This is a genomic window from Novosphingobium sp. AAP1 (assembly GCF_001295765.1).
In the GTDB taxonomy this organism is placed as follows: domain Bacteria; phylum Pseudomonadota; class Alphaproteobacteria; order Sphingomonadales; family Sphingomonadaceae; genus Novosphingobium; species Novosphingobium capsulatum.
On sequence record NZ_LJHO01000003.1, the window covers coordinates 25,962 to 39,872 of the forward strand.

Annotated in this window: 7 protein-coding genes; all 7 read left to right on the plus strand. The window is 65.5% G+C overall.

What is annotated here, in order from left to right; genetic code table 11:
- Nucleotides 1-17: 17 nt before the first annotated feature.
- The 7 genes from IP65_RS07535 to IP65_RS07565 all read left to right on the plus strand — a co-directional run bounded on the left by IP65_RS07535 (nucleotide 18) and on the right by IP65_RS07565 (nucleotide 13,892).
- Nucleotides 18-1,904 (plus strand): sialate O-acetylesterase, encoded by a 1,887-nt coding sequence (locus IP65_RS07535; protein WP_082349927.1) that lies wholly within the window; start codon nucleotides 18-20, stop codon nucleotides 1,902-1,904.
- A 111-nt stretch (nucleotides 1,905-2,015) separates the two neighbouring features.
- On the plus strand, nucleotides 2,016-3,089 hold the full coding sequence (locus IP65_RS07540; protein WP_054131296.1) for a LacI family DNA-binding transcriptional regulator: 1,074 nt from the start codon (nucleotides 2,016-2,018) through the stop codon (nucleotides 3,087-3,089).
- A gap of 523 nt (nucleotides 3,090-3,612) precedes the next feature.
- The gene (locus tag IP65_RS07545; RefSeq protein WP_022678406.1) at nucleotides 3,613-6,615 is read left to right on the plus strand and encodes a TonB-dependent receptor; all 3,003 of its coding nucleotides are present in this window, start codon (nucleotides 3,613-3,615) and stop codon (nucleotides 6,613-6,615) included.
- Between the two features lie 100 nt (nucleotides 6,616-6,715).
- Entirely contained in the window at nucleotides 6,716-8,209 is a 1,494-nt protein-coding gene (locus tag IP65_RS07550; RefSeq protein ID WP_054131297.1) for a tryptophan halogenase family protein, read from the plus strand.
- A 16-nt stretch (nucleotides 8,210-8,225) separates the two neighbouring features.
- Nucleotides 8,226-9,773: a tryptophan halogenase family protein gene (locus IP65_RS07555; protein ID WP_022678405.1), complete on the plus strand. Its 1,548-nt coding sequence runs from the start codon at nucleotides 8,226-8,228 to the stop codon at nucleotides 9,771-9,773.
- Nucleotides 9,774-9,915: 142 nt separating this feature from the next.
- Nucleotides 9,916-12,240, plus strand: a complete 2,325-nt coding sequence (locus tag IP65_RS07560) for a TIM-barrel domain-containing protein (protein ID WP_054131298.1) — start codon at nucleotides 9,916-9,918, stop codon at nucleotides 12,238-12,240.
- Complete coding sequence (locus IP65_RS07565; RefSeq protein WP_054131299.1) at nucleotides 12,240-13,892, plus strand: alpha-L-fucosidase; 1,653 nt, start codon at nucleotides 12,240-12,242, stop codon at nucleotides 13,890-13,892. Before IP65_RS07560 ends, IP65_RS07565 begins: the two co-directional genes overlap by 1 nt.
- Nucleotides 13,893-13,911 lie beyond the last annotated feature (19 nt).

The following is a 13,911-nucleotide window of genomic DNA, read 5'->3' on the forward strand; positions in this document are numbered from 1 at the left end:
GAGGAGCCCTGTCGGCCATGCGTCCATTTCGCCTTGCTGTGCCCGTTGTTGCCGCCGCCTTTCCGCTGCTGGCCTTGCCCGTGGCGGCGCAGGCCGCGCCCTTTGCCTTGGCGCCGGTCCTGACCGATAACGTGGTGTTGCAGCGGGGCAAGCCGGTGCCCCTGCGCGGCATGGGGGAGCCGGGCAGCGTGGTCCATGCCAGCCTGGACGGGGGCGCGCTGCCCGACGCGACCGTGGCGGCCGATGGAACATGGCAGATTGCCTTGCCTGCGCAGGCTGCGGGCGGCGGCCACCGCCTGCACTTTGCCACGTCGACCGGGCAGCAGACGCAGCTTGCCAATGTGGCATTTGGCGACGTGTTCCTGTGTTCGGGCCAGTCCAACATGGAGTTCACGCTGCGCCACGCCACCAATGCCGATGTGGTGATTGCGGGCAGCGCCAATCCCGATCTGCGCCTGTTCAACGTGCCCAAGCAAAGCAGCCTGACACCGCAGCCGCAATTCGGTGCGGGTGTAGCCTGGGCGCCGGCTGGCCCGGCAAGCACGCCTGATTTTTCTGCCGTCTGCTATTTCATGGGCGCCAGCCTTCAGGCGACGCGCAAGGTGCCCGTGGGCCTGATCGCGGCATCGTGGGGCGGTTCGGTCATCGAGGATTGGATGTCACCGGCGGCCGTGCGCCAAGCCGGTGGGCACGACGATGATTTGGAGCTGCTCGCCCTGCGCCGGCGCGATCCTGCTGCGGCCGAGCAGGCCTGGGGCAAGCAGTTGCATACCTTTTTCGCGCGCACGGCGGGGAAGGGGGCGGCCCGCAGCGCCGACGTGGGCAAGCTGTGGGAAGACTGGGGCGATCCAGCCTATGCCCGGTTTGACGGCACCGCCACCTATACCGCCACGGTCAGGCTCAGCGCGCAACAGGCCCGGGCGGCCCGCGCGCTGCGTCTGGGCGTGGTCGACGATATCGACCAGACGCTGGTCAACGGCGTGGCGGTGGGCGCGGGCGTGGGCTGGAACACGCAGCGCCACTATGCGCTGCCGGCCGGCAGCCTGCACGCCGGCACCAATACGATCACCGTCAACGTGCTCGATACCGGCAGCGGCGGCGGCCTGCATGGCGATAGCCTGCCGGCCCTGGAACTGGCCGATGGCAGCATCCCGATTGCGGGATGGCAGGTGGTGCAGGGCATGCCGCTGGCGCGTGCCGGCAAGATTCCGATGCCGCCATGGATCGCGGCGAGCGGGCTCACCACGCTATATAACGGCATGATCGCCCCGCTGGGCGATATCCCGCTGGCTGGCATCGCCTGGTACCAGGGGGAATCGAATGCCGGCGATGCAGCCGGCTATCGTGGCTTACTGCGCGCGTTGATCGCCGATTGGCGCAGCCGCTTTGCCACGCGGCCTTTCGGTATCGTGCAGATTGCCGGTTATGGGCCACTGGTGGCTGGCCCAACCGATGCCTTCTGGCCCCGGATCCGCGAGGCGCAGCGCGAGGTAGCGGCCAGCGATCCCGACGCCGGCCTGGCCGTGGCGATCGACGTAGGTGACCCTGATGATATCCACCCCACGCGCAAGAAGCCGGTGGGGCAACGGCTGGCCCAGGCCCTGGCCGGCAAGCCGGTTGCCGCGCTGCCGGTGGTGCTGCGCGAGGGCAACGACCAGGTGCGGCTGCGCTTCAACCGGCCATTGCGGGTGATCGGCGATGCCGTGCCGATCGGCTTTGAGCTGTGCGATGCGGCAGGCCATTGCCGGTTTGCCCCGGCAAAGCTGGACGCCCCCGATACGGTGGCCATCCCCGTGCGCACTGGTGACGTGACACTGCGGTATCTCTGGGCAGATAGCCCGGTGGTCAACCTGTTCGATGCCGATGGCAGCCCGCTGAGCCCCTTCACTATGCCGATACCCTGATCGCCCCGTCTCTCGCCTGGCCGATACGCGCCGCGCGATAGCGGTATCAATTTGGTATCGGGTTGGCCGTTTCGCTTGCATGCCGCATTGGCGGGGCTTAGGACGGCGGGGATGACTGATCAGGACAACGGCCGCGTCAAGCGTGGGCAACGCCGGGGCGCGCGTGGGCCGACGGTGGCCGATGTCGCGCGCCTGGCGCAGGTTTCGCCGATGACGGTGTCGCGCGTGGTCAACAGCGATCCCAAAGTGCACGAGGCCACCCGCGCCAAGGTGGAAAAGGCCATTGCCGAACTGGGCTATGTCCCCAATCTTGCCGCGCGCAGCCTGGCCGGCGGCCGGCAGTGCCGCATCGGCCTGCTCCATTCCAACCCGAGTTCGGCCTATCTCAGCGAGTTCCTGGTCGGATCGAACGAGCAGGCCAACGCCATGGGCGCGCAGTTGCTGGTCGAGCATTTCGAGGAAGAGGCCAGCCGCGAAGCGCTGGCAGCCAAGCTCTTGTCGCACCGCGTTGATGCCGTGCTGCTGCCGCCGCCCCTGTCTGACGATGTGCTGCTGCTGGAATGCATCAACCGCGCCGGGCTCGTCATGGCGCAGGTCGCCACCGGGGCACCGTCGCCGCTGGCCCATGCCGTAACCATCGATGACGAGGCGGCCGCCTATGCGCTGACCGCGCGGCTCACCGGGCTAGGGCATCGGCGGATCGGCTTTATCGGCGGCGCGCCCAACCAGACCGCCAGCGCCCTGCGCCGCAACGGCTATCGCCGCGCCTTGGCCGAAGCGGGCATCGATGGCGATCGGCGCCTGGAAACCACCGGCGATTTCACGTTCCGTTCGGGCATGGATTGCGCGCTGGCGCTGCTCTCGCTCGACGAGCCGCCCACGGCGATCTTTGCCAGCAACGACGACATGGGCGCCGCCACCGTCGCCGCGGCGCACCGTATGGGGCTGGACGTGCCGCGCCAGCTATCGGTCTGCGGGTTCGACGATACGGCATCGGCGACCAATGTCTGGCCGGAACTCACCACCGCGCGCCAGCCAGTGGCCGATATGGCACGCGAAGCCGTGCGCCTGCTGGTGGACAGCGTGTTTGACCCCAAGGCGCGCGCGCCGCGCCATGTGCGGGTCGATTTCTCGCTGGTGCTGCGCGCATCCGACGCCACGTTGACCGCGCCACGCGCCGGTTAATCCGTACCCGGCCATCCCGCGCAATGCGGGGGAACGGGTCACGCCATTTTTGCTACGCGCTCTTGCGGTGACCACGCACGAATAGTGGGTGACCGTTGCGGCTTTGCCACAGTCCTGCAATCGTTTTAGCGCTATCGCGAGCCCATTTTCTGCGCCTCTCGCACCGCAAAAGCGCGTGCGATAAATCCTAGTTATCTCATTGATACGATAATTCTAAACCGTTGAAATAACACAAATGATGCAAAGCGGCATAAATTGCCGATTTGTTGCCGAATGCGGCTGTCCAGCGGCAAGCCCGCAGCACGGCGGGCATTTGGCAATAATCCGGTTTGCGAATCGTGTGTTGAAATGGTAGCGTTAACGCAGATGAGGTGCTCTGACACACGGAGCAATCAGGAGGGGGCTCTAAGGGAAATAGATCTGTTTCTCGCCATTGCCGCGCGTCTCTCAAGACGCTGAGATCGGCATGGAAATATCTGTAAAAACTACATTTCTTTAGAGATAGCCTTAATTGGGAGGGGTTATGCACAACGTTTTCGGGCGCAGCACGCGCCGCAATGCGCGCAAGATCGGTTTTCTTGTCACGTCCAGCATGGTGATGGCCGCCTCGCTGGTGGCCGGCACCGCCCATGCGCAGGAAGCCGCTGCCGCCACAGACGCCGGCAAGGCCGCCGCTGCCGACGAGCCGAACGTGCCGTCGATCATCGTTACCGGTATTCGCGGCTCGCTGAGCAACGCCCTCAACACCAAGCGCAATTCGCAGGTGATCGTGGACTCGATCTCTGCCCAGGACATCGGCGCGCTGCCCGACCGCACCGTTTCCGAAGCCCTGCAGCGCGTGCCCGGCATCACTCTGCAGCGTACCGGCGACGTCAACACCCTGGAAGGCAGCGACCCCGGCCGCGTGCCGGCCGAAGGTGGCGGCGTGTTTATCCGTGGCCTTTCCTGGACGCGCAGCGAAATCAATGGCCACGACGTGTTCTCTGCCAACAGCGGCCGTGGCCTGAGCTTTGAAGACGTCTCGCCTGACCTGATGGGCGCGGTCGACGTCTACAAGACCCCGTCGGCCGACATGGTCGAAGGCGGCATTGCCGGCATCGTCGACCTGCGCACCCGCAAGCCGCTCGACAGCAAGAACTTCGTCGCCGTTTCGGGTGACTGGAACTATGCCGACAAGCGCAAGGAAGGCTTCTTCTCGGGCAATGCCGTGATCAGCCACCGCTGGGACACGCCCGGCGGCACCCAGATCGGCCTGCAGCTTTCCGCATCCACCGGCAAGACCGGCAACCGCACCGACGCGATCCAGACCGGATCGATCAGCACGACAACGCTGCCAGCGGCGCAATCGGGTCTCCCGGCCGGCACCACCGTGGCCCTGCCCAGTGGCCTGGGCTATCGCTCGGTCGAATGGACGCAGGTGCGCCACTCGTATGACGCGGTGCTGCAGATCAAGCCGTCGTCCAGCCTGCTGTTCACCTTTGAAGGCATGATTGCCAAGGTGACGCCGCGTGACGCTGAAAATGCCGTGCAGATCAACGACCAGAACGGCGGTTTCAGCCTCGATCCCAGCTTCACCTTCACTGGGCCGCAGCACACCCTGGCCTCGGGCACGCTAAGCAACGCGCAGCTGGTCTATGACAGCCGCGTTGGCCAGCAGGACAAGGTCACCCGCGAATTCTATGGCAGCATGTTCTGGACGCCGACCGATCACCTGACGGTGAGCGTCGATGTCGATCACGTCAACTCGCACGCCAGCGTTTACAGCATGACCGCGTTCGACGGTTTCGGCCTGAACGGCGGCCGGCCCAACGTGGCGTTCAACCTGACTGGTGACCGGCCCAGCCTCACCTTCAGCGAAAATGGCCTGAGCCTGAGCGATCCGGCTAACTATTTCTGGTACGCTGCCATGCAGCACAACGAGAACAACCGCGCCTCCTCGTGGGCGGAACGCGCCGACGTGACCTACACGCTCGATGACGGCAACTTCTTCAAGTCGTTCAAGGTTGGCCTGCGCAATACGGCCAAGGACTTGGTCACGCAGTCGACCAATTACAACTGGGGCCTGCTCAGCACCGCCTATTGGGGTGGCGGCACGCCGATCTACCTTAACCAGGACCCGGGCAACGTGGGCCTGCCGGGCCAGACCACGCGCCTCAATTTCGGCAACTTCATGGGCGGGAACGTCAATGTGCCGGGCGGCTGGTTCCCTTCGGTTGGCTTGCTCGACAAGGGCGCGGCCAATGCCTACAAGTATCTGGTTACCACGCAGAGCGGCAATGGCGGCTGGTCGCCGCTGACCGATGCGGCCTTCAATGGCAGCGCTGGCAACAACAACGCCTATGGCACCAACACCCAGACCGAAAAGACGCTGGCCGGTTATGCCATGGCGAGCTTTGGTGAAGACAGCGGCCTGCTCGGCCGGTTCGATGGCAACATCGGCGTCCGCGTGATCCGCACCCGCACCACGGCGGTTGGCGCCATCTTCCTGCCCTCGCTCAGCTCGTCTTCGTCGAACTCGCAGACGGCGGCGGCGTGTATCGCCACCAATGGCGCCGCGGCGTGCCAGGCGCTGGTCAATGCCGCGACGTTCGTGGGCGATGGCAGCAAGACCCCGGTCGACGCGCGCAACAGCTATACCGACGTGCTGCCGACGCTCAACACGCGGTTCTACCTGAACGACAAGACCATCCTGCGCTTTGCGGTGGGCAAGACGATTTATCGCCCGAGCTTCACCGACCTGCAGGCCAACCAAACCTATGCCTATACCTTCCAGGCGGACGGCTTCACCCCGGCGGTGGTCGCCCCCCGTACCCTGACGGGCGGCAACCCCTATCTCAAGCCGATCCGCGCCTGGAACTTTGACGCCAGCTTCGAATACTATTTCGGCAAGGCCAATGCGGTAACGCTGGCCGCGTTCTTCAAGGACGTGTCGAACTACATCAGCCCCCAGGCATCGACCGTTACGCTGACGCGCAATGGCGTGACGCAGGATTTCCAGGTCAACATCCCGGTCAACGGCGGGCATGGCACGATCAAGGGCGTGGAAGCGGGTTACACCATGTTCTTCGATAGCCTGCCCGGTGCGCTGTCGGGCCTGGGCTTCAACGGCAACTATACGTTCATCGCCAGCACCGGTGGGCGCAACCCGTCCAACCCGCAGCTGGCGCCGGGCAGCCTGCTGCCGGGCAACCTGCCGATGCAGGGCCTGTCCAAGCATTCGTTCAACGCGGCTCTGCTCTATGAAAAGTATGGGGTTTCGGCGCGCCTCGCCTACAACTGGCGCTCGGAATACCTGGCCAACGCCAACGGTGCCAACGTCAACCAGCCGGTGTGGAACGAAGCCTATGGCCAGCTCGACGCATCGTTCATCGTCGATGTAAACAGCCATCTCAAGGTCGGCCTCCAGGCGCAGAACCTGCTCAAGGCCAAGACCTATATCGATGTCGGCCCGGCGAGCCTGCACCCGCGCTATGCCTGGGAAGAAACCGACCGCCACGTCGCGTTCCTCGTCCGCTCGAAGTTCTGATAGCGGCGGTATCTTGCTCCACACGGCCGGCTCCGGTTATCTCGTGCCCCTGTTCCGTACAGGCGCATGAGACCGGGGCCGGAACGGGGAAGAGGATGTGATGAACGAGGCAGCGATCCGATCGATCACCATCCTGGGCGGTGGCACGGCCGGTTGGATGGCGGCCACGCTTCTGGCCAAGGCGTGCGATGGGCAACCCTTACGCATTATCCTGGTGGAATCCGAAGAGATCGGGATCATCGGGGTGGGCGAGGCGACCGTGCCGCTGTTCCGCCTGTTCAACGACAGGCTTGGCCTGGATGAGCATGCCTTCCTGCAGGCGACGATGGGCAGCTACAAGCTGGGCATCGAGTTCTGCGATTGGGGGCAGGTAGGCAATACCCACTTCCATGGCTTTGGCGATTATGGCGAGCCGATCGGTGGGATTGCCCCGCACCATCATTGGCTGCGCCTGGCCCGATCGGGCGAAGCCGCACCGATCGACGATTATTCCGCGCCCTATGCCCTGGCACAGCGTGGCAAGTTCACGCCGGCCGATCCGCGCCAGCCCCGCTATGCCCACGCCTATCATTTCGATGCGGTGCTCTATGCCCGCTATCTGCGCACATTGGCTGAAAGCTGGGGCGTGACGCGGGTAGAAGGCCGCGTGGTGGATGTGCCGCTCGATCCGCAGACCGGGCATATCCGCGCCTTGCACCTGGCCGATGGGCAGGTGGTGGATGGCGAATTCTTCATCGATTGCACCGGCTTTGCCGCCGAGCTGATCGGCAAGCGGCTGGGCGCGGGCTATGTCGACTGGTCGCACTGGTTGCCGTGCGACAGCGCCATTGCGGTGCCATCGGCGCGGCAAGATCCGCCCGCGCCGTTCACCCGCTCCACCGCGCTGGCGGCGGGTTGGCAATGGCGCATTCCGTTGCAGCACCGCGAGGGCAACGGCATCGTCTATGCCTCTGCCCACATGAGCGATGCAGCAGCAGAAGAGGCGCTGCTGGGCAGCCTGGGCGGCGCGCCACTGGCCAATCCGCGCCGCTTCCGCTTTACCGCCGGGCGGCGCGAGGCATTCTGGCAGCGCAATTGCGTGGCGCTGGGTTTTGCCAGCGGGTTTCTGGAGCCGCTGGAATCCACCGGCATCCAGCTGATCCAGAACGGCATCGGCCGCTTGATCGAGTTTTTTCCCGATCGCCATTTCGATCCGCGCGTGGCGGCCGAATACAACCGCGTGTGCCAGGTGGAATGGGACCGCATCCGCGATTTCATCATCGCCCACTATTGCGTGTCGCAGCGGCCCGAGCCGTTCTGGCAGGCCGCGCGCGCCATGGACCTGCCCGATACCCTGCAGCAAAAGCTCGATAGCTGGCACGCGACGGGCAAGATCCCGCTGCTCGATGGGGAATCCTATCAAGAGCCGAGCTGGGCGGCGATCCTGCTGGGCAATGGCGTCTGGCCGCAGCGCCACGATCCGCTGATCGACGCGCTGCCGATCGACATGCTGCGCGCGCACATGGCCCGCCGCCGCGAGGATCTGGCGCGCATGGGCCGGTCTGCACCCGATCACCGCTTTTACCTTGCCCGCCATTGCCAGGCCGCGGCCTGACCGATCGGATCACCTCATGCCGCACGACACCGCGCCTTCCCACATCCGTTCCATCGTCATCGCCGGTGGCGGCACGGCCGGCTGGATGGTGGCTGCCGCGCTTTCGCGCACGATTGCCCCGCACCGTTGCCGCATTACGCTGGTCGAATCCGAAACCATCGGCACGATCGGGGTGGGCGAAGCGACCATCCCGCCGATCCAGACGTTCAACCAGGTTATCGGGCTGGACGAGGCGGCGTTTCTCCAAGCGACCAAGGGCACGTTCAAGCTGGGCATCGAATTTGCCGGCTGGCGCGCGCGAGGCCACAGCTATTTCCACCCGTTCGGCCGGCAGGGCAACGATTTTGGCGGCACGCAATTCCACCAGCACTGGTTGCGCGCCCAGGCGCTGGGTGATGATACCCCGCTCGGCGCGTTCTCGCTCAATGAACAGGCCGCTTATGCCGGCAAGATGCGGCAGCCCGATGGCGATCCACGCTCGGTCTATTCGACATTTTCCTATGCCTATCATTTCGATGCCACGCTCTATGGCCAGCATCTGCGTACCTTGGCCGAAGAGCGCGGGGTGGAGCGCCGCGAAGGGCTGATCGAAGAAGTCGTGCTCGATGGCGAGAGTGGCCGCATCGCCAGTCTGCGGCTGGACGATGGCGGCATGCTGGATGGCGATCTGTTTATCGATTGCACGGGCCTGCGCAGCCTGCTGCTGGGCGAGGCGCTGGGCGTGCCGTTCAAAGATTGGACGCACTTTTTGCCGTGCAACCGCGCCTTGGCCGTGCCGACCGACTGTGTCGACCTCATGCGCCCTTATACGCGCTCGACTGCTCATGAGGGCGGCTGGCAATGGCGCATTCCGCTGCAACATCGCATGGGCAACGGCATGGTCTACAGCGCCGAGCATTGGAGCGATGACCAGGCCCATGCCGCGCTGATGGCCAATTTGGATGGCCAGCCGCTGGCCGATCCGCGCCTGATCCGCTTTACCACCGGCCGCCGCGTGCAGAGCTGGGCCAAGAATTGCGTGGCGATCGGCCTTTCGGCCGGATTTCTGGAGCCGCTGGAATCGACCAGCATCCATCTGGTCCAGATTGCCGTGGCCAAGTTGCTCAACTGGTTTCCCGACATGGGCTTCGACCCCATGACCATGGCCGAGTTCAACCGCCAGATTGCCAACGAATACGACCGTATCCGCGATTTTCTGGTGCTGCACTATCACGCCAACGAACGCGACGGCGAACCGTTCTGGGACCAGTGCCGGACCGGCGCGATCCCGGACTCACTCGCTGAAAAGATCGCCATGTTCCGCCGCAGCGGGCGGCTGCTGTCGCGCGAAACCGATCTGTTTCAAGACGCCAGCTGGCTGGCGGTGCTGCTCGGCCAGGGCGCCATGCCCCAGGCCCATGATCCGCTGACCGAAAGCCTGCGCCCGCTGGAACTGGACCAGATGCTGCGCGGCATGCGCGAGCTGATCGGGCGCGCAGCACAGGCCATGCCCAGCCAGGCCGATCACCTTGCTAGGATCGGCGGCAGGATCGCCAACGCCCAGCGCGAAGCGGCGCTGGGCTGACCACCGGCCGGGAAAAGGCAAGGCGCGATAACCAGTTGCCAAGCCAGCATCGGCACCATAATGATAGCGCTATCACTCACTGCGCGGGTTGAACCACGGTTTGGCTGCGACAGAATTAACGAGACGGGAAGGGACCAATCGCATGAAGGCCAAGGCACGTATCTTCACCCTCGCGCTGCTGTTGCAGGCCGGTTGCGCGGTGCCGGCCCTGGCCGCGCCGCTGGCGGTGCTCGATCGCAACGGCGCGGCGGTGAGCATCGAACCCTATGCCCCCAATATCGTGCGCGTCACCATCGCCACTGATCCCGACGTGGCGCGTAGCGCGCCGGGCGAAGGGCCCAATGCCACGCCCGATGCCGCTGGCTGGACCCATGCCAGCGACAACGGGGCTGACGTGTTCCGTTCCGGCGACCTGGAAGTGCGCGTCGATGCGCAGCCCTGGCCCAGCGCGCCGACGATGATGGCCCGCTATTTCGCGCCGTCGCTGCCCAGCGTCTCGATCGGCTTTGCCCGCCCCGGCGGCGCCGCGCTCACGCGCATGAACAGCTGGGAAATGAGCCCGCACGATGTTTCGGGCGAGCACACGTTCCGCGTGGGCGCGAGCTTTTCCACCACGGCTGATGAGCATTTCTGGGGCCTGGGCCAGAACCAGCAGGGCTTTGCCGATCTGCGCGGCCGCACCATCGATTGCCGCCACAACTATGATGCGCCCGAGGGCGAAAGCGTCTGCGTGCCCTTCATGGTCACGAGCAAGGGCTATGGCATCGTCTGGGACAACCCTTCCGCCACCACGGTTTCGGCCGGGGTCAATGGCAAGACGCACTGGCAATCCAACGTGGGTGAGCGCGTCAGCTTTTTCGTGATCACTGGCAAGACCACCGACGAGATCTATGCCGGCTATGCCCGCCTGACCGGCACCACGCCGCTGCCGCCCAAGGCCGCGCTGGGCCTGATCCAGTCCAAGGCGCGCTATGAAACGCAGGCCGAGCTGCTCGACATTGCCAAGGGCTATCGCGCGCGCAACCTGCCGCTCGATATCATGGTGCTCGACTGGTTCTATTGGACGGCGCTGGGCAACCTCGACATCGATCGCAGCGCCTTTCCCGATCCCAAGGGCATGAATGCCCAGCTCAACGCCATGGGCATGCGCTCTTTGATCAGCGTGTGGCCGCGTTTCGAAAAGGTTTCCAAGAACTTCGATACGCTCGCCGCCAAGGGCTGGCTGCTGCACGACAAGGATGGCAAGCCGGTCGATGGCCTGCCGATCCGCTCTGACCGGGCGGGCGCGCTGATCGATCCCACCGTGCCGGCCGCGCGCAAGTGGTTCTGGAGCCAGATCCGCGACAATATCCTGAGCCAGGGTTTTGACTGGACCTGGCTGGACGAGACCGAGCCCGATCTGGTGCCGGACGGCTATTTCTATTCGATCGGTTCGGGCGATCGCTATCACAACCTGTTCCCGCTGTTGCACACCCAAAGTGTGGCCGATGGCTCGGCGCAGGACCGGCCCAACAAGCGCAACATGATCCTGTGTCGCGCGGCCTATCTCGGCGCGCAGCGCAATGGCTGCCTGTTCTGGTCGAGCGACGTGGACGCCACGTGGGAAGCGCTGCAGCGCCAGATCCCTACCGGGATCAACGCCGCCGCGTCGGGCATGACCTATTGGAGCAGCGACACTGGTGGCTGGCAGTATCCCGGCGGCGCGGGCGAGGCGACGACGGCGCCGCTGGTCGATCCGGCTGGCGCCACGGCGATGGCGCCCGATTACAAGGACTACCCCGAACTGTTCGTGCGGTGGTTCCAGTACAACACCTTTACCCCCACGCTGCGCATCCATGGCCAGCGGCCGGGCACGGCGCTGTGGCAATATGGCCCGGCGGCAGAGGCGATCCTGGCTGACACGCTGCGCCTGCGCTATGCGCTGCTGCCCTATACCTATGCCGCCGCGCGCCATGCCTATGACACCGGCGCGCCGATCATGCGGGGGCTGTTCATGGACTTCCCCGGCGATGCCCAGGCCTTGACGGTGAAGGACCAGTACATGTTCGGCCCGGCTTTCCTGGTGGCGCCGGTCACGCGGCAGGGGCAGACCCACCGCCCGGTCTATCTGCCCAAGGGCACCGACTGGTATGACTGGTGGACCGGACGCAAGTTTGCCGGCGGCCAGACGATCGAGGCCGATGCCCCGATCGCTCATATCCCGCTGTTCGTGCGCGCGGGCAGCGTGGTGCCGCTGGGCACGCCGATCCTTTCCACCGCGGAAAAACAGGGCATTGCCAAGCTGCGCGCCTTTGCCGGCGCCAATGGCGAGGCCACGCTCTATGACGATGATGGCCAGACCAATGCTTACAAGACCAGCCAGGCCGGCAAGACCGTGGTGCGCTGGAACGATGCCAGCGGCCAGGTGGAATGGCCCGCCGGCATGAAGGGCAGTGCGGCGCGTCCGCCGGTCGAGGTGGTGCGCTGATGGCCGGGGGATGGCTCGGCGCCAGCCGGCGCGGCGTGCTGGGTGGCGGGCTGGCGGCGCTCGCCGTGGGTGGCGCGGGCCAGGCGCGCGTTGCTGCGGGCGGCCATCCTGCCCGGCCAGGCACCCTGGCGCCCGACTGGCAGTCTCTGGCCGCCGGTTATCAGGTGCCGGCGTGGTTCAGGGAGGCGCGCTTTGGCATCTGGGCGCACTGGGGCCCGCAGTGCCAGCCCGAGCGTGGCGACTGGTATGGCCGCTCGATGTATATTCCCGGCACCCCGGCTTACCAGCATCAGGTTGCCACCTACGGCCATCCCACGGCGCACGGCTTCATCGACGTGATCGGCGATTGGCGCGGTGAGCATTGGGATCCCGATTTCCTGGTGCAACGCTACAAGGCGGCGGGTGCGCGCTATTTCATGGCGATGGCCTGCCACCATGACAACCTGGACCTGTTCACCAGCGATCATCATGGCTGGAACAGCACGCGCGTGGGGCCAAAGCGCGATCTGATCGCCGGCTGGGAAAAGGCGGCGCGCGGGGCGGGCCTCAAGTTCGGCGTGTCGAACCATGCCAGCCATGCCTGGCACTGGTGGCAGACCGCCTATGGCTATGATGCGCAAGGGCCCCATGCCGGGCAGCGCTATGACGCCTGGCACCTGCGCCGCGAGCACGGGCAGGGCACCTGGTGGCAGGGCCTCGATCCCCAGGCGCTCTACACCGGCCCGAACATGGCCCCGCCCGATGGCATCACCAGCGATGCCGCGATGGACAAGTGGCACCAGGCCAACGATGGGCAGTGGCTGGAAACCGTGCCGCCGCGCAACCCGGCCTTTGCCGCGCGCTGGCTGGCGCGGCAAAAGAACCTGGTGGAGCGCTACCGCCCCGACGTGGTCTATTTCGACGATTACGGCCTGCCGTTCGATCACTATGGCCTGGAAGCCGCCGCGCATTTCTACAACCAGGCCACTGCCTGGCACGGCAGCCCCGACGTGGTGCTGACGGCCAAGCGGCTGAGCGATTACCAGCAGCGCGCCGTGGTCGAAGACGTGGAGCGCGGCTTTGCCGCCGATATCCGCCCGCGCCCATGGCAGACCTGCACCTGCATCGGCGATTGGCATTACAACCGCGACCGGTTCGCGCAGAAATCCTATGTGCCGGCCCATCAGGTGATCCAGCGCCTGGTCGATGTGGTATCCAAGAACGGCAACCTGCTGCTGTCGATTCCGCTGCGCGGCGATGGCACCTATGATGCCGAAGAGAGCAAGATCCTGGACGGGATCACCGCCTGGATGGCGGTGCACGGCGATGCCATGATCCATGGCAGCCGCCCGTGGCGGCGCTATGGCGAAGGGCCAACCAAGCTGGACACCGGCATCATGGCAGAGGGCAAGTCTGGCCCATTCACCGCGCAGGATATCCGCTTTACCACCAAGCACGGCGCGCTGTTTGCCGCGATGCTGGAATGGCCCGATGCGCCGGTACGGATCGCGTCGCTGGGCCAGCAGGCGGGCCAAGTGGCCTCTGCGCGCCTGCTCGGCGGCGGGCCGGTGCCGTTCCGCCAGGATGCCGATGGCCTGGTCCTGACCCTGCCGCCGCGCCCGGAAGGCGGCATGGTGCCCGTGGTGCAGTTGGACGGGGCCGGCCTGATCTGACGCATCAACGTCTGTGGCC

Bases quoted from the DNA above. Each gene is read 5' to 3' on its own strand.
- IP65_RS07535 (WP_082349927.1), top strand. From the start codon at position 18: ATGCGTCCATTTCGCCTTGCTGTGCCCGTTGTTGCCGCCGCCTTTCCG.
- IP65_RS07540 (WP_054131296.1), top strand. From the start codon at position 2,016: ATGACTGATCAGGACAACGGCCGCGTCAAGCGTGGGCAACGCCGGGGC.
- IP65_RS07545 (WP_022678406.1), top strand. From the start codon at position 3,613: ATGCACAACGTTTTCGGGCGCAGCACGCGCCGCAATGCGCGCAAGATC.
- IP65_RS07550 (WP_054131297.1), top strand. From the start codon at position 6,716: ATGAACGAGGCAGCGATCCGATCGATCACCATCCTGGGCGGTGGCACG.
- IP65_RS07555 (WP_022678405.1), top strand. From the start codon at position 8,226: ATGCCGCACGACACCGCGCCTTCCCACATCCGTTCCATCGTCATCGCC.
- IP65_RS07560 (WP_054131298.1), top strand. From the start codon at position 9,916: ATGAAGGCCAAGGCACGTATCTTCACCCTCGCGCTGCTGTTGCAGGCC.
- IP65_RS07565 (WP_054131299.1), top strand. From the start codon at position 12,240: ATGGCCGGGGGATGGCTCGGCGCCAGCCGGCGCGGCGTGCTGGGTGGC.